Genomic DNA, 20,113 nt, shown 5'->3' on the forward strand with positions numbered 1-20,113 from the left:
AGGCCCCGCGACCTGGGCATTTAGCCTGGTCACGGGGCCTTTCGGTTACCCGAGCCGCCTGACGGAATCGAACCGTCGACCTACGCATTACGAGTGCGTCGCTCTAGCCGACTGAGCTAAGGCGGCAACGATCCTCGAGTGTACGGCACTCCCGGGCGGTGGACCCAGTGGGATCCCCTCCGCGCCGGCGGGTGCGAAGAGCCGGCCGGGGGATGCCCGCACCCGACAGCGCGGCGGCCCGGACGGGACTACGCTGCCCCGGGTGACCGACGATCGCACCCCCGTCGACGGCCAGGACGACGTCTACCGCCCGGACGACGACAGCGCCGACGCCGGGGCGGCGCGTCGGCCGCGCGGCATCGACCCGCTGGAGCTGGGCTTCACCCCCCGCAAGCCGGTGCCCTGGCTCGCGCCGCTCCTGCTGATCAGCACCGGCCTGCGTACGCTGCTGGCGATGCTGTTCGGGGCGTACCTGGACAAGCGGGAGCTGCAGAACGCGTTCGGTGACGGAATCTTCCGCCAGGTCGGGCCGGACGGCGGGCTGTGGCTGGACTACGTGGCCGACCTGGGCGACGGCTTCAACGCCACGTACTCGGTGGCGTACCTGCTCGCCCAGCCGGAGCTGGAGGTCGACGGGCACCGGCTGCCCCGGGCGCGGACCCTGGTGATGGGCGGCGACCAGGTCTACCCGTCGGCGTCCTACGCCGCCTACGAGGACCGGTGCAAGGGGCCGTACCAGGCCGCGTTGCCCGTCACACCGCCCGAGCGCCCCACCCTGTTCGCGGTGCCGGGCAACCACGACTGGTACGACGGGCTGACCGCGTTCCTGCGGCTGTTCGTCCGTTCCCGGGACCGGCACTTCGGCGGCTGGGCAACCGGGCAGTCCCGCTCGTACTTCGCCGTGGAGCTGCCCGCCGACTGGTGGCTGCTCGGCCTCGACGACCAGTCCGGCTCATACCTGGACGACCCGCAGCTCACCTACTTCGACGCGGTCGCCCGCAAGCTGGGACCGCAGAGCCAGGTGATCATCGCCGTGCCGGCGCCGACCTGGGTCAAGGCCGTCGACCACCCCACGGCGTACGACTCGATCGACTACTTCGTCCGCACCATCGTCGCGCCGACCGGGGCGCGGGTGCGGCTGCTCGTCTCCGGCGACCTGCACCACTACGCCCGGTACGCCGGCCCGGACCGGCAACTGATCACCTGCGGCAGCGGCGGGGCCTATCTGTATCCCACCCACCACCTGCCCGAGCGGATCGAGGTGCCGCCGCGCGACACCCTGGCCCGGCGGGCCACCCGCACCCGCGCGTACGACCTGGTGGCCCGCTACCCCGACCGGGCCCGCTCCCGGCGGTACGGCTGGGGGGTCTTCGGCCGGCTGCCGCTGCGCAACCCGGGCTTCAGCACGCTGCTCGGCACCCTGCACACGCTGCTCATGCTGGCCATGGCCGGAGTGGCGGCGAACCGGGCCGGCGGCACCGAGCAGCGGCTGTTCAGCGTCCCGCTGGTGGCGATGCTGGTGGTCACGATGCTCGGGGCGGCAGTCTTCGCGAAGCCGCCCAGCGCGGGCGGGAAGCGGCACGTACGGCACTGGCTGCTCGGGGTGGGACACGGGCTGGCCCACGTGGCGCTGGCCGCCGCCGGCACCTGGGCTTGGCTGGCGCTGCCCTTCTACCACTGGCCCTGGCCGCTGCCGGCCGCCGCCGCCGCGGTGGTCTACGGGCCGGTGATCGGGTTCCTGGCCGCCGAACTGGTGGCGGCGTACCTGCTGGTCGCGGGCGCGTTCGGGGTGAACCTGAACGAGCTGTTCGCCGGCCAGGGCATTGAGGACTCCAAGGCGTTCCTGCGGATGCGCATCGACCCGGACGGCACGCTGACCATCTACCCGATCGCCATGGACCGAGTCGCCCGCGACTGGAAACTGAACCCCGACACCTCCCCCACCGCCTCCTGGCTGGCCCCCAAATCCCCCCTCACTCCCCGCCTGGCCGAACCCCCAATAACTCTCCGCCCCTAACCCGGGTCAGGGGTGTAGTGCTGGTCGTGGGCCTGGCGGGGGGCGCAGACCGACGCCCGGCTGCACGAGCAGCGGGAGCCGTCGGCGTCCAGGCGCACGGTCACCGAGTCCTTCGGGACGCTGTGTCCTACCACTCGGCCATCACCCTCGGGCGTCGTCACTCGGCTACCGATTGTCGGAGCAGATTCGGCGAAACGGGCGTACAGCGGGTGCTCGTACTTCAGGCAGCACATCAGCCGGCCGCAGGCGCCGGAGATTCGCAGCGGGTTCAGCGGCAGGTCCTGGTCCTTGGCCATCCGGATGGTGACCGGCTCGAAGTCGGTGAGGAAGGTGGCACAGCACAGGTCCCGGCCGCAGGAGCCGATGCCGCCCTGCACCCGGGCGGAGTCCCGGGCGGAGAGCTGACGCAGCTCGACCCGGCAGTGCAGGGTCGCCCCGAGGTCGCGGACCAGGGAACGGAAGTCGACTCGGTGCGGGGCGGTGAAGTAGATCGTGGTGCGGTCGCCGGCGCCTTCGGCGCCGAGGACGTGGTCGACGGCAACCACCTTCATCGGCAGGCCGTGCTCGCGGATCAGCCGCTTCGCGGCCACCTTCGCCTCGGCCTTGCGCCGCCGCAGCAGCTCGTCGCGGCGCAGGTCGTCGTCCCCGGCGAGCCCGGCCAGCTTGGGGAAGGCGTCAGTGTCCTCGCCGACCCACTGCGCGGCCCAGACGCACTCCCCAACCTCGGGACCGTCGTCGGTGGGCACCAGCACCCGGTCGCCGACCTGCGGGCGGAACTCGCCCGGGTCGAGGTAGTAGAGCCGCCCGTACCGGTTGAAGCTGACCGCGCAGAGCATGCCCATGCCCTCACCCTACGACGATTGACCGCCACCACCCACCCCGCCGGTCGCCATCCGGTCACTCGACGCAGCTATTCATGATCGTCGAATCGTCCGGCCCGGTCGGCCCGTCGTCCCGATACGCCTGCCCGGACGGCTGATTCCGCGCCCCGCCGGACGACAAACGCCGGCCGGGGGCGTTGAGTGGAGGGCAGACCTGCGGGGGGTGCAGGGGAAGGCCACGGCGTCGCCGCCGCAGGCCCGGGTCGCACCGGTGCCGCTGGCGCGACGCCGTGGCCGCGCCAGCATCGGCAGCGGGCGCGGGCGGGTCAGCGGCCGACCCGGGTGACGGTGTCGTAGCGGGTCGGGCCGCCCGCCGGCCCGCGCCAGGTCGTCTCCGCCAGGCTCGGCGACCACTGGCGCAGCAGCGTCTCCGCGCCGTCGTAGGCCACCCCCAGCACCGAGAGCACCCGGTACGCGACGTCGGCCGCCGCGAACGGCCCCACGGCGCCGGCCTCGGCCCCCGGCGCGGCGGCGGCGCGGACCCGGACCGCCTCGGCGGAACCGAGCACGTCGGCCAGGGCCCGGGCCAGCGCGAGCCGGCTGCCCTCCACCCAGTCGGCGAGGGCGTCCGCGTACCCGGCCGTCGCCTCCAGCCGACCCACCAGGCTCTCCGGGCCCTCGTCGAGGTGGCGCAGCAGGGTGGAGCGCGCCTGGTCGTACGCGGACGCGGCCGGCCCGGACCAGGCAACGGGGTCGGTGAGGGTGTGACAGACCTCGTCGTACCCCCGGACGAGCGCGCGCACCGCGTGGCCGGCGTCGGCCAGCGGCGCCGGATGCAGTTCGAGGAAGCTCCGCACCGCCTCACCCGGGAGCACCTGCATCCGCCGCAGCAACGGCCAGAGCCGGTGCCCATCGGGGGCCCCGCCCGCGAGCAGCGTGTCGACCCGGCCGAGCAGGTCGAGGCCCGGCTCGGCGAGGCGGTCCAGGGCGTCCATCAGAACTCCCGGCGCAGCCGGCGTCGAGCCGTGTCGTCGACGCCCGCGTACCGGTCGGCGGCGCCCCGGACGGCGGACGCGGCGGCGGACAGCCGGCTCGCGGCGACGCTCGCCTCCCGGGCCCGGTCGCCGGTCGCCTCGGTCCACCGCTGGTGCAGCGCCCGGCCGATCTCGCCGGGCCGGCCCGGGACGTGCGTGCCGAACGCCGGGTGCGGCGGGTCGGCGGCGGTCACCGCGCGGGCCAGGACGTCGAGGGTGGCGCTCGCCTCGTCCAGTCGGGCAGCGAGGGCGCGCAGTTCGTCCATCTCAGGCCCCCGCCAGCGGTCGGTACGCGGCGAACGTCTCGTTGTGCAGCTTCTCCCGGGCCCACTGGGCGGCGTCGGCGGCGGCGCTCACCGCGGCCCGCACCGAGCCGGCGACGTCCCGGGGATGGCGGCTGTGCAGCGGGCCGAGGAACCGCACGTCGGTGATCCGGCCGCCGGCGGTGACCACCACCTCGACCAGCCCGTCCGGGGAACGCACGGTGACCTCGACGGTCGCTACCGCCTGGTCGAACTCGGCCTGCAACGACTCGATGCGGCGGTAGCGCCGCACCGCCTCCTCGATCCAGGCCTCGTCGATCTCCCCCCGAGGCATCGCGGACTCCTCCCGGCACTGCTCTCACTGAGTGTGCCGCCACCGTCACCGCGGCATACGGGACCGTACCGCACACCAATCGCACCTGTCGATGACCTGTGGACCGGGCAGGGGTCGGGAGGGGTCAGCCCTTCCAGAGGGTCAGCATCATCGCCTCCACCGCGATCCGCGGCTTGACGTTCGCCTCGATGGCGGCCCGGCACTCCACCACGGCCTCCAGCCGGCGCAGCGACCCCTCGGCGTCCCACCGCTGCGCGCCGGCCTCGGCCAGGGCGGCGGTGTCGGTGTGCACCGGGGCGACCGGCGCGCGCAGCGCCGCGGTCAGCGCGTCGCGGTAGAAGCCGGCCAGGTCGACCAGGGCCCGGTCCAGGGCGTCCCGCTGGGCCCGGGTGGCTCGCGACTTCTGCCGCTTCTCCAGCTCCTTGAGCTGACCGGCGGCCCCGCGCATCGCGCCGGCCGCGCCCCGGCCGGTGCCGCCCGCGCCGAGCGCCGTCTGCAACGCGGCCCGCTCGGCGGCGTCGCTCTCCGTCACGGCAGCCTCCGCCTCGGCCTCGGCCGCCTCGATCAGCGCGGACGCCGCGTCGAAGGCGGCGCCCACCCCGGTCAGCCGGCGCGGCACCGCGAGCACCGCGTCGCGCCGGCTGCGGGCCTCCGGGTCGCCGGCGAGCCGCCGGGCCCGGCCCACGTGCCCCTGCGCGGCCGCCGCCGCCCACCGTGCCACGTCCGGGGCGACGCCGTCCCGGCGGACCAGCACCTCGGCCACCGCCTCGGGTGCCGGCTGCCGCAACGGCAGGACCCGGCAGCGCGACCGGATGGTCACCGAGACGTCGTCCGGGTGAGTGGACGGGGCACAGAGCAGGAAGACCGTGCGTGGCGGCGGCTCCTCGACGGCCTTGAGCAGCGCGTTGCCGGCCGCCTCGGTGAGCCGGTCGGCATCGGAGACGATCACCACCTGCCACCGGCCGCCGGACGGGGTGCTCGCCGCCCGGAGCACCAGGGCGCGCATCTCGCCGACGCCGATGGAGAGCCCCTCGGGCACCACCAGCCGGACGTCGGCGTGGGTACCGGCGAGGGTGGTGTGGCAGCCCTGGCACTCGCCGCAGCCGGTGCCGAGCCGGCACTGGAGGGCGGCGGCGAAGGCGCGGGCGGCCACCGAGCGCCCCGAGCCGGGCGGCCCGGTGAGGATCCACGCGTGGGTCATCCCCGACTCCTGGCCGGCCCCACCCGCCCCCTCGGTGGCCTCGGCCTCCGCCTCGGCGGCCAGGGCGTCGGCGTCGTCGGGGTCGACCGGGCCTGCGGTGGCCGCCGCGTGGGCGGCTGCGGCCCCGCGCAGCACGGCCGCGGCGGACGCGGCGGCCCGGCGCAGCGTGTCGACGACGTCGTCCTGCCCGACCAGATCGGCGAAGACGTCGGGCATCAGGTCCGGCGCTCCATCGTCACCAGCTCCGTGTCGGATAACTCCGGCTGCACCGAGGTGTCCGGCCCCTGGGCGGGACGGGGGTGCACGATGCCGGCCGGGTCGACGAGGAACTCCCCCACCCGCCGGGCCACCAACTCGGCGGTCTCCCCGACCGGGCGGGACGCGTCGAGCACCAGGTACCGCTTCGGGTCGCTCGCCGCAAGGTCGAGGAAGGCGTACCGGACCCGCTCGTGGAAGGCGACGGACTCGGCCTCCAGCCGGTCGACCCCGGCGTTGCGCGACGCGACCCGGGACAGGCCGGTCTGCGGTTCGACGTCGAGCAGCACCACCAGGTCGGGCTTGAGCCCACCGGTGGCCCAGGAGGAGAGCCAGGAGACCTCGTCGACGGGCAGCGTCCGCCCGGCCCCCTGGTACGCCAGCGACGAGTCGACGTACCGGTCGCTGATCACCACCGCGCCCCGGACGAGCGCCGGCCGGACCACGGTGGCGACGTGGTGCGCCCGGTCCGCGGCGTAGAGCAGCGCCTCGGCGCGCGGCGACGGGGCCTCGACGGTGGTGCCGAGCAGCAGCGAGCGGATCCGCTCGCCGACTTCGGTGGCGCCCGGTTCCCGGGTGACCACCACCTCCCGGCCCTGCCCGCGCAGCCGCTCGGCGAGCGTGGCGAGCTGGGTCGACTTGCCGGCGCCCTCGCCGCCCTCGAAGACCACGAAGAGCCCGCTGGAGACGAACTTCTCGGCCGGCATCAGCGGGCGACCCCGGATCGATCCCCACAGGTCGGCGAGGACCGGCACGCCCTTCTTGTCGTCCATCTGGCCGAAGGCGCTGATCCCGGCGAAGATGCCGGCGGCGCCCGCGGCGAGCAGCAGCAACCGGGTGGACGAGATGGAGATGCCCAGGTCGGCGATGGTCAGCTTGCGGGATCCGCCGACGCCGACCAGCAGGCTGCTCAGCGCGATGGCCAGGATCAGCACCAGCCGGGTACCGATCTGCACCACCGCGAAGACCCGGCCGCGCACCTCGTCGGCGACCTCACCACCGAGCAGCGTGGTGCCGGCGAGGAAGGCCATCCCGGCGCCCGCGCCGACCAGGATCGCGCCGAGCACCGCCATGGACAGGTGGATGGCGAATGCGAGCACCAGCACGGACGCGCTGGCCAGCACGATGCTCATCCCGAACCAGCGCCGCCGGGACATGTCCCGGACGATCATCGGGCCGAGCCCGATGCCCACGGCGAGGCCGACGAACATCGCGCCGAAGAGCAGGTAGAAGGCGGCGTCACCGGCGCCGAGCGAGGCGGCGAAGAACTTCGCCGTGCCGATCACGATCCCACCGCCGGCGAACGCGCCGAAGATGCCGAGCACCAGGCCGCGCACCAGCGGGGTCTGCCCGATGTACTTCCAGCCCTCGGTGAACTGGTGCCGCATGCCCTGTTCGGTGCGCTCCGCCTCGCTGGCCTGTGTCTGGCTGATCTCCTTGATCCCGAATGCGACCACCAGCGCGGTGGCCAGGCGGGAGAACGCGTTGAACCAGAGTGCGATCTGGGCCGGCTCGGACCAGGACGGGATCTCGCCGCCGGTCACGCCCCGGATGCTCCGGTCGAGCACGGCCAGGCCGAGCGCTGCGGCGATCGGGGTGATGCCGTACGTGGTGATCAGGGTGAGCTGGTTGGCCGCCTCCAGCCGGGCGCGCGGGATGAGGTTGGGAACCGCGGCCTCCTTGGCCGGGATCCAGAGCAGGGTGATCGTCTCGATCAGGAAGGTGGCGACCGCCGCCCAGCCGACCACCAGGCCGCCGCTGACCCCGGTGAGCGCGAACAGCGGGATGGAGGCGAAGAGCAAGAAGCGCAGCACGTCGCAGATGACCATCGTCCAGCGCCGGTCGAACCGGTCGGCGAGGACGCCGGCCACCGGGCCGAGGAGCAACGCGGGCAGCAGCCGGATCGCGATCAGGGTGCCGAACGCGGCGCCCTGCGCGGTGCTGCCCGAGACCTGGGCGGCGGCGAAGACGGAGGTGGCGAGCAGACCGAGCCAGTCGCCGAAGGAGGCGGCACCGAGCACGATCCAGAGCCGGCGGAACGGCCGGATGCGCAGCACGGAACGGATCGCGGCGGCCCCGGACCGGTCGGCGGCCTGGGCCGTGGCCGCGCCGCCGGACCGGCCCACGGTCTCGGCGGCGTCGGCACCGTCGGGCCGGTCGCCGGAGGGTGACACGCCGGGCGACTCGCCGTTGTTCTGGCTTTCGATGGCCGTACCTCCACGTGCCGGCCCAACGCTGGGCAGTCCCGGTGCAACACTCTAGTCCCGGCCGGGGTCCATCCCGTCCGCGACATTGCCTGCTCGCCGAGCCTAGGCCGCCGACACCACCGGCCGCAGCCAGGCATACGCGAGGGTATTTCGCATTGACCGTTTGACAGTTAGCGTGCACACGTGGCCACCGAAAGCGACAAACTTCGCGAGCGCCTTAACCAGGCGACCGCCCACCTCGACCCGCCGTACGCGGTGGTCGACCTGACGGCGTTCGATGCCAATGCCACGGCGCTGCTCCCCCGCGCCGGTGGCAAGCCGATCCGGGTCGCCAGCAAGTCCGTGCGTGTCCGTGAGCTGCTCGGCCGAGTGCTGGGCCGGCCCGGCTGGGCGGGGGTGATGGCGTTCACCCTGCCCGAGGCGAGCTGGCTGGTCCGCACCGGCGTGACCGACGACGCGCTGGTGGCGTACCCCACGGCCGACCGGAGGGCGCTCGCCGAACTGGCCGGTGACGAGGAACTGGCCCGGTCCGTCACCCTGATGATCGACGGCACCGACCAGCTCGATCTCATCGACGCGGTCCGCCCGCCGGGACATCGCCCCCCGCTGCGGGTCTGCATCGACCTCGACGCCTCCTGGCGCCCACTGCGCGGGCGGGTGCACGTCGGGGTGCGCCGCTCCCCGGTGCACAGCGCCCGGGCGGCCGGCGCGCTCGCCGCCGCCGTCGCCGCCCGGCCCGGCTTCCGGCTGGTCGGCCTGATGTCGTACGAGGCTCAGATCGCCGGGCTGGGCGACGCCCCGCCGGGGCGGGCGGCGCTGGCCGCCGCGATCCGGGTGGCCCAGCGCGGGTCGTACCGGGAACTGCTGGCCCGCCGGGGCGCGGCGGTGACCGCGGTACGCGAACACGCCGAGCTGGAGTTCGTCAACGGCGGCGGCACCGGCAGCGTGGCGGCGACCAGCGCCGACCCCGCGGTCACCGAGGTCACTGCGGGGTCCGGCCTGTACGGACCGACGCTGTTCGACGCGTACCGCGCCTGGCGGCCCACCCCGGCGGCGTTCTTCGCCTGCGCGGTGGTCCGCCGCCCGGCGCCCGGGCTGGCCACGGTGCTCGGCGGCGGCTGGATCGCCTCCGGCCCGGCCGAGGACACCCGCCTGCCCGCCCCCTGGTTGCCGACCGGGCTGAAGCTGCTCGGCGCGGAGGGGGCCGGCGAGGTGCAGACCCCGCTGGCCGGCCGGGCGGCGGACGACCTGCGGCTCGGCGACCTGGTCTGGTTCCGACACGCCAAGGCCGGTGAGCTCTGCGAGCACGTCAACGAACTGCACCTGGTCGAGGGGGACCGGGTGGTGGGCAGCGTCCCCACCTACCGGGGGGAGGGTCACGCCTTCCTTTAGCCACCTGAGCGGCTCCAGAAGGCCGGGCCGCCACGTCCCCCGTCATGTGCTTCGTCGGCGGCGGCCCGGGCCGGGATCAGGAGGAGGTGCTGGGAGCGGGAGCGGCGGCGTCGGCCGGGACGATGACGTGCCGGTGCAGGTACTCACGGATGAGCGCCTTGGCCTCGGCGAGCACCCGCTCGTCGCCCTCGGGGTTGCGCCGGAACGCCAGTTTGATCAGGGCGTCCGAGGCCTCGACGGCGATCTCCAGGCAGAACCGCAGGCGTGGCTCGTCGGTCATCCCGAACCGTTCGGTGAGCACCCGGGCCAACTGGTCGGCGATCACGCCGTTGTTGTCCCGCTGCTCGTCGAGCAGGTGCAGGTCGACCACGTCGCCGAAGTGCAGGGTGCGGAATCCGGGAACGGTGCGGTGCATGGTGATGTATTCGTCGATCCCCGCGTCGACGCCGTCCCACCAGTGGCTCAGGTCGTCCGAGGCGAACCGCTCGTCGAGACGCTGGAGGTAGGACTCCATCGTGCGCAGCGTCAGCGCCTGCACGATGGCCCGCTTGTCCGGGAAGAACTGGTAGACCGACCCGATCGCAACCTCGGCGCGCTCGGCGAGCAGGGTAGTGGTCAGCCCCTCGTACCCCACCTCGTCGACGAGTTCGGCACAGGCGTCCAACATTCGCTGGACCCGCGCCACGCTTCGACCCTGGACCGGTACCCGGCGCAGCGGCCCGGTCGTGGCGGCTGGTGTGGACACTCGGCCACCCCCCTTCGACGGATGAACATATCTGCACGTCACGAGTGCGTGACTACCGGTACAACGAGCGGACCTCGATTGCGGTATTTACCAGGCACAACGTTCCTGATATGAAGACAGCTCATATTCACGTCGAGGAGCGCGCATGGCCCGCACCGCACCGCTCACCACCGCCGCCTGGACCAACTGGGCCGGCAACCAGCGCAGCACCGCCACCGCCATCCTCCGCCCCCACACGGTCGCCGACGTCGCCGAGGCCGTCCGAGCCGCCGGGGCGGCCGGCGAACAGATCCGGGCGGTCGGCAGCGGCCACTCCTTCACCCCCGTCGCCCGCACCGACGGCCGCCGGATGGAACTGACCGCACTGGACACCAAGATACTGATCGACCGGGATCGACTCCTGGTCACCGTACCGGCCGGGATGCCGCTGCACCGACTCAACGCCCTGCTCACCGCCAACGGACTGGCCATGCCCAACCTCGGCGACATCGACGCGCAGACCATCGCCGGGGCGATCTCCACCGGCACCCACGGCACCGGGGCCGCGTACGGCTGCCTGTCGACCTTCGTCGAGGCGCTCACCCTGGTCACCGGCACCGGCGAGGTGCTGCACTGCTCCGCCGAGCAGCACCCGGACGTGTTCGCCGCCGCCCGCGTCTCCCTCGGCGCCCTCGGGGTGCTGACCGAGGTGACCCTGCGCTGCGTGGAAGCCTTCACCCTGCGCGCCCACGAGCGGCCCGCCCCGCTCGCCGAGGTGCTGTCCGACCTTCCGACCCTCATCTCCGCCCACGACCACGTCGAGTTCTACTGGTTCCCGTACACCGACCGGGTGCAGGTCAAGGTCAACGACCGGACGCCGGCCGACGACCGGCCGCTGCCCGGCTGGCGCGGCTGGCTGGACGACGACTTCCTGTCCAACACGATCTTCGCCGGCGCGTGCCGGCTCGGCCGGGCCGTGCCCACACTGGTGCCGACGATCAGCGCGGTCTCCGCCCGGGCGCTCACCGAGCGCACCTACACCGGCCGCTCCGACGCGGTCTTCTGCACCCCGCGCCGAGTCCGGTTCGTGGAGATGGAGTACGGCCTGCCGCGCGCCGCCCTGCCCGAGGCGCTGGACGCGCTGCGCCGGATCGTCGATGGGCTCCCGTTCAAGGTGCTCTTCCCGGTCGAGGTCCGGTTCACCGCCCCGGACGACATCTGGCTGTCGCACGGGTACGGGCGCGAGTCGGCGTACATCGCCGTCCACCAGTACGTCGGGATGCCGTACGAGCCGTACTTCCGAGCCTTCGAGCAGGTCGCCGCCGGCCTGGGCGGCCGGCCGCACTGGGGCAAGCTGCACTGGCGCGACGCGGCGTCGCTGGCCCCGGCGTACCCGAGGTTCGCCGACTTCCAGGCCGTCCGCGCCCGCCTGGACCCGGCGGGCATCTTCAGAACCCCCCACCTGGACACCCTCTTCGGCGCCTGACCCGCCGAGATCTTGGAAGAAAACGGCCCCCGGAAGGGCCGTTTCCTTCCAAGATCTCAACGTTGTCCACAGGGTCAGCGGGAGAGGGCGGGGTTCGGCAGGGTTTGTTGGGTGGGGAACCGTGAATCGCGGGCGTTGGCGGGGTGGCGGCGGGCGCTGCCGGGTGACGACGCCGACGAGTTGACCTGGCTGCTCTTCCGCCAGGAGGAGGTGATCAGCCTCCGTCAGGCGCTGCGGCACCTGTCCCGCAAGGCGATTCGGCACCGGGTCGACACCCATCGCTGGCGCCAGGTGCACCGGGCCGTGTTCGTCGCCCACAACGGCCCGGTGAGCGCCGAGCAGTTTCGCTGGATCGCGGTGCTCGCCGCCGGGCCGACGGCCGTGCTCGGTGGGCTGACCGCAGCCCAGGCGGGTGGTCTGCGCGGGTTCCCCGGTCGACCCATCCACCTGATGCTGCCGGCCACCTGCCGGCGGGGTCCGCTGCCGCAGAGCGTGTCGGCGCACCGGACGACCTGTCTGCCGGACGAGGACGTGCTGGCCGTCGGGCAACCCCGCCGGACGATGCCCGCCCGGTCGATCGTCGACGCGGCGGGGTGGGCCGGCAGCGACGAGGAGGCCAGGGCGGTGATCGCCGCCGGCTTCCAGCAGCGTCTGGTCGGTGGCGATGAGGTGCACCGCGTCCTCGACCGGCTGCCGCGGGTGCGCCGCCGACGGCTCATCCTGGCCACCGCCATCGATGCGGCCGGCGGTGCGCACTCCCTGGCCGAGCTCGGCTTCCTCGGCCTGGTCCGTCGTGCGGGGCTGCCCGAGCCGACCCGGCAGCTGGTCCGATACGACTCGACCGGCCGACGCCGCTACCTCGACGCCTACTTCGAACAGTGGCAGGTGCACGTCGAGATCGATGGTGGGCAGCACCTCGATCCCCGTCAGGCGTGGGCCGACATGGGCCGGCAGAACGCGCTCTGGGTCGACGGGGACAGGGTGCTCCGCTTCCCGTCCTGGGCCGTCCGTGCCCGCCCCGAAGAGGTCATCGCCCAGCTACGGGCGGCCCTGCGGGCCGCCGGCTGGCCCGGCTGACGGGAGGTCCAAGGAGATCTTGGAAGGAAGTGGCCCCCGGAAGGGCCGTTTCCTTCCAAGATCTGGGCAGGAGAGCGTCAGTCTGTGGGGGTGGTGGCCTTTTTCGGGGGGGTCTTCTTCGCCGGGGTGGCCTTCTTCGCCGTCGACTTGCTGGCGGTGGACTTCGCGGCGGTGGCCTTCTTGGCGGCCGTGGTCTTCTTCGCCGCCGTGGCCTTCTTCGCGGGGGCCTTCCTTGCCGGGGCCTTCTTCGGCGCCGGGCCCTTCGCGCGCTTCTCGGCGAGCATCTCGGAGGCTTCCTCGATGCTCAGCGCCTCCGGGGTCTGCCCGCGCCGCAGGGACGCGTTGAACTCGCCGTCCGTCACGTACGGGCCGAACCGGCCGTCCTTGATGACCAGCGGCTTCTCGGTCAGCGGGTCGACGCCCATCTCCCGCAGCGGGGGCGCGGCGGCCCGGCGCTGACGGGCCTTCGGGGCGGCCAGCAGGGCCAGCGCCTCGTCCAGCGTGACCGTGAACATCTTGTCTTCCGAGTCCAGCGAGCGGAACTCGTCACCCTGCTTGACGTACGGGCCGTAGCGCCCGTTGTTGGCGAACACCTCGACGCCGTCCGGGGCCGTCCCGAGCAGCCGGGGCAGGCTGAGCAGCTTCAACGCCTCGGTGAGGGTCAGCGAGTCCGGCGACTGCGAACGCAGCAGGGACGACTTGCGCTCGCCGCTGGCCACGTACGGGCCGAACCGGCCGGACCTGAGCAGGATCGGCTCCCCGGTGGTCGGGTCGTCGCCGAGCTTGCGCTCGCCGCCCCCGCCGAGGAACAGCTCCTGCACCTTCTCCGGGGTCAGCTCGTCCGGGGCCAGCCCTTCGGGGATCGGCGCCCGGTCACCCTGCCCACCGCCGCCCTCCTCGCCCTCCGCCTGCGCTGCCGGCTCGCCGCCGGGCAGTTCCCGCTGGAGGTACGGCCCGTAGCGCCCGACCCGGACGACGACCTCGCGCCCCTCCTCGTCGGCGAAGAGCGGGATCGAGTTGACGCTACGCGCGTCGATCTCGCTGACGTTCTCCGTCACCAGCTTCTTCAGCCCGCCCGCGTGGGCGATGGCCTGGTCGCCGGTGCCGTTGGGGCTGCCGAAGTAGAACCCGGTGAGGAAGTCGACGGCCGCGTGGTCGCCGCCGGCGATCTCGTCCAGCTCGTTCTCCATGCTGGCGGTGAAGTCGTAGTCGACCAGCCGCGGGTAGTGGCGCTCCAGCAGGCCGATCACCGCGAACGCCACGAAGGTCGGGATGAGCGCCTGGCCGCGCTTGGTCACGTACCCGCGGTCCTGGATCGTCTGCATGATCGACGAGTACGTCGACGGGCGGCCGATGCCCAGCTCTTCCATTGCCTTGACCAGCGACGCCTCGGTGTAGCGCGACGGCGGCTGGGTGTGGTGCCCCTGCGCGGCCAACTCGTCGGCGGTCAGCGGCTGGTCCTTGACCAGGTTCGGCAGCCGGCGCTCGGCGTCCTCGGCCTCGGCGGTCTCGTCGTCGGACGACTCGACGTACGCCCGCAGGAAGCCCGGGTCGGTGATGGTCTTGCCGGTCGCGCCGAAGTCGGCCTCCTCCTGCGCGGAGGACACCGCCCGGATGCGCACCGAGACGCTGGAGCCGACCGCGTCGGTCATCTGCGAGGCGATGGTGCGCCGCCAGATCAGCTCGTAGAGCTTGAACTCCTCGCCCGACAGCTCCTTGGCCACCTCGCCCGGGGTGCGGAAGTTGTCCCCCGCCGGGCGGATCGCCTCGTGTGCCTCCTGGGCGTTCTTCACCTTGCCGGTGTAGCGGCGCGGCTCCGGCGGCACGCTGCGCTCGCCGTACAGCTCGACGATCTGCCGGCGGGCCGCCGTGATGGCGGTCTCCGACAGGTTCACCGAGTCGGTACGCATGTAGGTGATGTAGCCGTTCTCGTAGAGCCGCTGCGCGGTGCGCATCGTCTGCTGGGACGAGAGCCGCAGCTTGCGGGCCGCCTCCTGCTGGAGGGTGGAGGTGATGAACGGCGCGTACGGGCGGCGGCGGTAGGGCTTCTCCTCGACCCGGGTGACCGTGAACGGCCGCCCCTGAAGGCGGGCTGCGAGCCCACGTGCGCCGCCGGAGTCGAGGTGCACCACGCCCGCCCCGGGCTTCACCCGGCCGGTGGTCGGCTCGAAGTCCTTGCCGGTCGCGATCCGGTCGCCGTTCAGCGCCACCAGGGTGGCGTTGAAGGTGCGCGGCCCTTCGCCCGGCTTCGCCACCGCCAGGGTGGCCAGGATGTCCCAGTACTCGGCGGTGCGGAACGCCATCCGCTGCCGCTCCCGCTCGACCACGATCCGGGTCGCCACGGACTGCACCCGGCCCGCCGAGAGCTTCGGCATGACCTTCTTCCACAGCACCGGGGAGACCTCGTAGCCGTACAGGCGGTCGAGGATGCGCCTGGCCTCCTGGGCGTCGACCAGGTCCCGGTCGATCTCGCGCGGGTTGGCCACCGCGGCCTGGATCGCCGGCTTGGTGATCTCGTGGAACACCATCCGCTTGACCGGCACCTTGGGCTTGAGGGTCTCCACCAGGTGCCAGGCGATCGCCTCGCCCTCGCGGTCCTCGTCCGTGGCCAGGAAGATCTCGTCGACCTCCTTGGCCAGCTTCACCAGCTTGCTGATCTGCTGCTTGCGGTCGGGCGAGACGACGTAGAGGGCGTGGAAGCCGTTGTCGACGTCGACGCCGAGGCGGGCCCACGGCTCGCCCTTGTACTTGGCCGGCACGTCGGCGGCGTTGCGGGGCAGGTCGCGGACGTGACCGAAGCTGGCCTCCACGACGTACCCCGGGCCGAGGTAGCCCGAGATCGTCTTGGCCTTCGCCGGTGACTCGACGATGACCAGACGGGTGGTCCTGGCGTTGCTCGGCACGTCTCCTGCGACCTCACTCCTGCTCGTGGCCGGCCGGGTCCGAGGCGCGGACCACCCTCGGTCCGCCGGAACCGCCGGCGGTCCGGATGTCCAACGTAACGCGCCGCCCACGTTTCGGGTTTCGCGGGCGGCCAACCCGCCCACCCGTTTCCCGGACACCGCTAACGGTCTTGCCGGACGGCGCCACCGTACACCGTGTGTAGGGTGCCGAGCGGGCCACTGTGACGATGCCGGCCCCTCGGCCGATCTCACCAGCCCGTTCGCCCGGGAAACCGACGGCCGAACTGTCCCCCATCGGACACCGACCACACCTCACGTGCCCGCCCCAACGCCGATCATGGACTTGTGGTGGGCGGCTGAAGCCGATTCGCCGCTTTTGCGAGTCCCGCCGCACCGGGAGTGGTGATCCTGGCGAGGGCCCTGCTCTACCTGCTCCCAGGGGGTCAGGGATGGTGGGGCCAGGCAAGGGGTGGGGCGGTGGACGGCGGGTCGCCGATCAGGTCGGCCAGGCGGGCCAGGCGGCGACGGCCGGTGATCCGGTACGCCGGCCCGCCCGCCTCCGCGTCGAGCAGCGCCGCCGGCAGGCCGACGGCGGCCAGGGCAGCGCCGACCGGCTCCCGGCACGCCTCGTCGTCCACGCCGAGGCGGAGCAGGAATCCGGGCGGGTCGGACTTCCCGGCGGCGGCCACCCAGAGCCGAAGCCGCCGGCCGTTGAGGTGGAACCCGGCGGGTGGCCGCTTCACCGGACCGCCGGCAGCCGGGCCGCCGGCAGCTGGGTCGAGGGCCGGCAGGTCGGGGGCGGCAAGGGCGAGGGCCGGCGGGTCTGGGGCGGCAAGGGCGGGGGCCGGCGGGTCGCGGAGCCAGGCGAGGGCCAGCGGGGCCAGCGTGCTGGCGTACGAGGTGCGTACCAGGTGCTGCTGGTCAGCGGTCGCCTCCCAGGTCGCGGCGAGCCCGCACCGGGCCAGCTCGGCGACGAGCACGTGTACCCGCCAGGCGGCGTCCACCACGATCGACAGCCGCGCGGTGCCACCCATCCGGACCATCTCCCCCGGGCCGGCGAGCAGGCCGGCCAGATCGGCGACGGACGGGTCCGCCGCCTCGGCACCGAACAGGGAGAGCTGCCGGACCGGGTCGGGTGGTCGGTCGGGGGACGTCAGCGGCACTCCGGGACCTCGTCGAAGGCCTCTTTGAGTTCCTCGGAGCCGAGCCGGCTGGTGTCCAGGGCGCTGGCGTCGTACTCCTTGTTGAGCGTGTCCACGGCGGCGCGCACGCCGTCGTAGAAGGCGGTGGGATCGCCGGCGCCCAGGCCGCCGATGGTGCCCCGGGCCCGGCCGTACGCGTCGCGCACCTTGGCCAGCGACGCCTGGAAGCCCTGCGAGATCTCCTCGCCGCGGTCGGTCTCCGGGACGCCGGCCTCGTCGACCTTGCGGCGGGCCGTCTCGCTGGCCTGCTCCGCGCCGCCGAAGAGCCGCACCAGGTTCTCCTTCGCCTGTGCCGGGGTGGTCTGCGCGGTCATCTGCTGCTGGGTGCTGCTGGTCAGCTTGTTGATCTCGGCGCGCCACGGGGTGAGCGCCTCGCACACCGACGCCGCCCAGGCCCGGGGGCTGGGGCCGCCGCCGCAGGCGGTCAGCGTCAGGACGAGCGTGGCGAGGACCACCGTGAGCTTTCCGGCGGTCGCCGCCCGGCACGTGCGCATGCGAAGCAGCGTACGGCCTCCGCGCCGATGTGCCACCGCTCGGTTTGCCGGACTCCGGCCACCGGCCGGCCCGGCGGGAGCCCGACCGGCTGCTGATCTTGCATACGGCGCGATGCCCGGTCGCTGGGCGGGGCGGGTTCCCGGCCGCGCCCATCGGACCGGCCGGGAACCCGCTGTGTCACCGCTCAGACGTTGACCGCCTCCGGCCGCTGGTCGGCGCTGCCGGCGCCGGTGCCGCTGCCGTCGGTGTCGCCCATCGCGACGCCCTTGCGCTTGCTGAACACCACCGACGCGACGATGATCAGCGTGGCCACCACCGCGACGCCGATCCGCAGGCCGACGTTGCGCCCGTCGCCGACGCTCCACGCCACGACGGCCGGCGCGATCAGCAGCGAGACCAGGTTCATCACCTTGATCAGCGGGTTGATCGCCGGGCCGGCGGTGTCCTTGAACGGGTCGCCGACGGTGTCGCCGATGACCGTGGCGGCGTGCGAGTCGGAGCCCTTGCCACCGTACGCGCCGTCCTCGACGAGCTTCTTGGCGTTGTCCCACGCGCCGCCGGAGTTGGACAGGAACACCGCCATCAGGGTGCCGGCGCCGATCGCCCCGGCCAGGTACGCCGCCAGCGCGCCCGGCCCGAGGCCGAAGCCGACCGCGATCGGGGCGAGGATGGCGAGCAGGCCGGGGGTCATCAGCTCGCGCTGCGCGTCCCGGGTGCAGATGTCGACGACCTTGCCGTACTCGGGACGCTGGGTGCCGTCCATGATTCCGGGCAGCTCGCGGAACTGCCGGCGGACCTCCATCACGACCGCGCCGGCCGAGCGGGAGACCGCGTTGATGGCCAGGCCGGAGAAGAGGAAGACCACCGCCGCGCCGATGATCAGGCCGACCAGGTTGCGCGGGTTCGCCACGTTGAGCGAGTTGAGAATCTCCGCGCCGACGTCGCCCACGCCGGCGTCGGCGTACGCCGTGCGCAGCGTGTCGGTGTACGAGCCGAACAGCGCGGTCGCGGCCAGGACCGCCGTGGCGATCGCGATGCCCTTGGTGATCGCCTTGGTGGTGTTGCCGACCGCGTCCAGCTCGGTGAGGATCCGGGCGCCGTTCTCGTCGATGTCGCCGGACATCTCGGCGATGCCCTGGGCGTTGTCGGAGATCGGGCCGAAGGTGTCCATCGCGACGATCACGCCGACGGTGGTGAGCAGGCCGGTGCCGGCCAGCGCCACGGCGAACAGCGACAGCGTGATGGAGCCGCCGCCGAGCAGGAACGCACCGAAGACGCCTGCGCCGATCAGCAGCGCCGAGTAGACCGCCGACTCCAGGCCGATGCTGATGCCGGCGAGGATGACGGTGGCGGCGCCGGTCTGCGAGCTCTTGCCGATGTCCTGCACCGGACGCCGGTTGGTCTCGGTGAAGTAGCCGGTCAGCGCCTGGATCGCGGCGGCCAGCACGATGCCGATGACCACCGCGGCGATGGTCACCCCGCGCGGGCCCAGGGGCGGGTCCCCGCCGTCGACGCCGAGGCTCTCCCGCCACTCGGGCCCGAGCAGGTCGGCCCAGGTCGGCTTCAGGTAGGCGTAGGAGGCGATCGCGACCAGCACCGCCGAGACCAGGGCGGAGATGTAGAAGGCCCGGTTGATCGCGGTGAGGCCGTTGCGGTCGGAGGCACGCAGCCGGGTGATGAACACGCCGACGATCGCCACCAGCACGCCGATCGTGGAGATGATCAGCGGGAGGACCAGGCCCTCGTCGCCGAACGCGGCCCGGCCGAGGATCAGCGCGGCGACCAGCGTGACCGCGTACGACTCGAACAGGTCGGCGGCCATGCCCGCGCAGTCGCCGACGTTGTCGCCCACGTTGTCGGCGATGGTGGCGGCGTTGCGCGGGTCGTCCTCGGGGATGCCCTGCTCGACCTTGCCGACCAGGTCGGCGCCGACGTCGGCGGCCTTGGTGAAGATGCCGCCGCCGACCCGCATGAACATGGCCAGCAGGGCGGCGCCGAAGCCGAAGCCCTCCAGCACGGTCGGGGCGTCGCCCTTGAACAGCAGGACCACGAGCGCCGCGCCGAACAGGCCGAGACCGACGGTGAGGAAGCCGACCACGCCTCCGGTACGGAAGGCGATCTTCATGGCGCCCTCCCGGCCGCCGGCCACCTCCCGGGCAGCGGCGGCGACCCGCAGGTTCGCGCGGGTGGCCAGCCACATGCCGGCGCCGCCGATGAACGCGCTGAACAGGGCGCCCACCACGAAGAAGGCGGACCGACCGATCTTCACCGCGGTCTCGCTGCCGTCGGTGTCGTGCACCGGCAGCAGGAAGAGCAGCACCACGGCGATCACCACGAAGATCGCGAGGGTCCTGAACTGCCGGAGCAGGTAGGCCGAGGCCCCTTCCTGTACCGCCCCGGAGATCTCCTGCATGTTGGTGGTGCCCTTACCGGCTGCCAGCACGGCCTTGGTCAAGGCGGCGGCGAAGACGAGTGCCACCAGCGCGATGACCGCGGCGATGACGACGTACGTCAGGTTGGCTCCGGTAAGGGACAGTGCGCCGCCCTCGGCGGCCAAGGTCCCGGACATCTGTGTCCTCCTGTACCGAACGCTCGCGCCGGCCGTGGAGACGCAGGGACCGACGCCTGGATGCGGACTCGCAAGCGCGCCGACCCACCCCAGCGGGCCAACGATGAGCACCCATACCCGCTGGCTGCGGGAA

15 protein-coding genes and 1 tRNA gene are annotated in these 20,113 nt (G+C 73.1%); 4 read left to right on the plus strand and 12 right to left on the minus strand.

Going from position 1 to position 20,113, the window contains the following annotated elements:
* Positions 1-52: 52 nt before the first annotated feature.
* Positions 53-126: transfer RNA gene (locus tag ACH4T9_RS21335), tRNA-Thr, on the minus strand.
* Positions 127-262: 136 nt separating this feature from the next.
* Between ACH4T9_RS21335 and ACH4T9_RS21340 the strand changes: the two genes are divergently transcribed.
* The gene (locus ACH4T9_RS21340) at positions 263-2,017 is read left to right on the plus strand and encodes a metallophosphoesterase family protein (protein WP_396671491.1); all 1,755 of its coding nucleotides are present in this window, start codon (positions 263-265) and stop codon (positions 2,015-2,017) included.
* On the opposite strand, the gene ACH4T9_RS21345 is transcribed toward ACH4T9_RS21340, so the two are convergent.
* From ACH4T9_RS21345 to tmk, 6 genes are all read right to left on the minus strand, one after another.
* Positions 2,014-2,859: a stage 0 sporulation family protein gene (locus ACH4T9_RS21345; RefSeq protein WP_396671492.1), complete on the minus strand. Its 846-nt coding sequence runs from the start codon at positions 2,857-2,859 to the stop codon at positions 2,014-2,016. The two genes, ACH4T9_RS21340 and ACH4T9_RS21345, sit on opposite strands and share 4 nt — an antisense overlap.
* A 305-nt stretch (positions 2,860-3,164) precedes the next feature.
* Positions 3,165-3,833 (minus strand): hypothetical protein, encoded by a 669-nt coding sequence (locus ACH4T9_RS21350; RefSeq protein ID WP_396671493.1) that lies wholly within the window; start codon positions 3,831-3,833, stop codon positions 3,165-3,167.
* A complete protein-coding gene (locus ACH4T9_RS21355; protein WP_396671494.1) occupies positions 3,833-4,138 on the minus strand; it encodes a hypothetical protein in 306 nt (101 codons plus the stop codon). Before ACH4T9_RS21355 ends, ACH4T9_RS21350 begins: the two co-directional genes overlap by 1 nt.
* Position 4,139: 1 nt before the next feature.
* Positions 4,140-4,469 (minus strand): YbaB/EbfC family nucleoid-associated protein, encoded by a 330-nt coding sequence (locus tag ACH4T9_RS21360; RefSeq protein WP_396671495.1) that lies wholly within the window; start codon positions 4,467-4,469, stop codon positions 4,140-4,142.
* A gap of 124 nt (positions 4,470-4,593) precedes the next feature.
* Complete coding sequence (locus tag ACH4T9_RS21365) at positions 4,594-5,886, minus strand: DNA polymerase III subunit delta' (protein ID WP_396671496.1); 1,293 nt, start codon at positions 5,884-5,886, stop codon at positions 4,594-4,596.
* A complete protein-coding gene (gene tmk, locus ACH4T9_RS21370) occupies positions 5,886-8,168 on the minus strand; it encodes a dTMP kinase (RefSeq protein ID WP_396672033.1) in 2,283 nt (760 codons plus the stop codon). The genes ACH4T9_RS21365 and tmk overlap by 1 nt, the downstream gene beginning before the upstream one ends.
* A gap of 147 nt (positions 8,169-8,315) precedes the next feature.
* Between tmk and ACH4T9_RS21375 the strand changes: the two genes are divergently transcribed.
* Positions 8,316-9,524 carry an amino acid deaminase/aldolase gene (locus tag ACH4T9_RS21375; protein WP_396671497.1) on the plus strand — a complete coding sequence of 403 codons (1,209 nt, stop codon included), beginning with the start codon at positions 8,316-8,318 and terminating at the stop codon, positions 9,522-9,524.
* A gap of 76 nt (positions 9,525-9,600) precedes the next feature.
* On the opposite strand, the gene ACH4T9_RS21380 is transcribed toward ACH4T9_RS21375, so the two are convergent.
* Positions 9,601-10,191 carry a TetR family transcriptional regulator gene (locus tag ACH4T9_RS21380; RefSeq protein ID WP_396671498.1) on the minus strand — a complete coding sequence of 197 codons (591 nt, stop codon included), beginning with the start codon at positions 10,189-10,191 and terminating at the stop codon, positions 9,601-9,603.
* Positions 10,192-10,414: 223 nt separating this feature from the next.
* Here ACH4T9_RS21380 and ACH4T9_RS21385 point away from each other — a divergent pair, with 223 nt between their 5' ends.
* Together ACH4T9_RS21385 and ACH4T9_RS21390 are read left to right on the plus strand one after the other, a co-directional pair.
* Entirely contained in the window at positions 10,415-11,734 is a 1,320-nt protein-coding gene (locus ACH4T9_RS21385) for a D-arabinono-1,4-lactone oxidase (RefSeq protein ID WP_396671499.1), read from the plus strand.
* A 111-nt stretch (positions 11,735-11,845) separates the two neighbouring features.
* Positions 11,846-12,811, plus strand: coding sequence for a DUF559 domain-containing protein (locus ACH4T9_RS21390; protein WP_396671500.1), 966 nt, complete (start codon positions 11,846-11,848; stop codon positions 12,809-12,811).
* A gap of 77 nt (positions 12,812-12,888) precedes the next feature.
* Here the strand turns inward: ACH4T9_RS21390 and topA are convergent, their stop codons facing one another.
* The 4 genes from topA to ACH4T9_RS21410 form a co-directional block, all read right to left on the minus strand.
* On the minus strand, positions 12,889-15,714 hold the full coding sequence (gene topA / locus ACH4T9_RS21395; protein ID WP_396671501.1) for a type I DNA topoisomerase: 2,826 nt from the start codon (positions 15,712-15,714) through the stop codon (positions 12,889-12,891).
* Between the two features lie 443 nt (positions 15,715-16,157).
* Positions 16,158-16,877, minus strand: coding sequence for a hypothetical protein (locus ACH4T9_RS21400; RefSeq protein WP_396671502.1), 720 nt, complete (start codon positions 16,875-16,877; stop codon positions 16,158-16,160).
* On the minus strand, positions 16,868-17,410 hold the full coding sequence (locus ACH4T9_RS21405; RefSeq protein ID WP_396671503.1) for a hypothetical protein: 543 nt from the start codon (positions 17,408-17,410) through the stop codon (positions 16,868-16,870). Before ACH4T9_RS21405 ends, ACH4T9_RS21400 begins: the two co-directional genes overlap by 10 nt.
* 185 nt (positions 17,411-17,595) lie before the next feature.
* Positions 17,596-19,980, minus strand: coding sequence for a sodium-translocating pyrophosphatase (locus ACH4T9_RS21410; protein WP_396671504.1), 2,385 nt, complete (start codon positions 19,978-19,980; stop codon positions 17,596-17,598).
* Positions 19,981-20,113 lie beyond the last annotated feature (133 nt).

The sequence above is a fragment of the Micromonospora sp. NPDC020750 genome (assembly GCF_044334565.1).
Lineage (GTDB): Bacteria > Actinomycetota > Actinomycetes > Mycobacteriales > Micromonosporaceae > Micromonospora.

Excerpts from the sequence above, each read along its gene's own strand:
- ACH4T9_RS21345 (WP_396671492.1), bottom strand. The coding sequence starts at position 2,859 with ATGGGCATGCTCTGCGCGGTCAGCTTCAACCGGTACGGGCGGCTCTAC.
- ACH4T9_RS21350 (WP_396671493.1), bottom strand. The coding sequence starts at position 3,833 with ATGGACGCCCTGGACCGCCTCGCCGAGCCGGGCCTCGACCTGCTCGGC.
- ACH4T9_RS21355 (WP_396671494.1), bottom strand. The coding sequence starts at position 4,138 with ATGGACGAACTGCGCGCCCTCGCTGCCCGACTGGACGAGGCGAGCGCC.
- ACH4T9_RS21360 (WP_396671495.1), bottom strand. The coding sequence starts at position 4,469 with ATGCCTCGGGGGGAGATCGACGAGGCCTGGATCGAGGAGGCGGTGCGG.
- ACH4T9_RS21365 (WP_396671496.1), bottom strand. The coding sequence starts at position 5,886 with ATGCCCGACGTCTTCGCCGATCTGGTCGGGCAGGACGACGTCGTCGAC.
- ACH4T9_RS21380 (WP_396671498.1), bottom strand. The coding sequence starts at position 10,191 with ATGTTGGACGCCTGTGCCGAACTCGTCGACGAGGTGGGGTACGAGGGG.
- ACH4T9_RS21385 (WP_396671499.1), top strand. The coding sequence starts at position 10,415 with ATGGCCCGCACCGCACCGCTCACCACCGCCGCCTGGACCAACTGGGCC.
- ACH4T9_RS21405 (WP_396671503.1), bottom strand. The coding sequence starts at position 17,410 with ATGCGCACGTGCCGGGCGGCGACCGCCGGAAAGCTCACGGTGGTCCTC.
- ACH4T9_RS21410 (WP_396671504.1), bottom strand. The coding sequence starts at position 19,980 with ATGTCCGGGACCTTGGCCGCCGAGGGCGGCGCACTGTCCCTTACCGGA.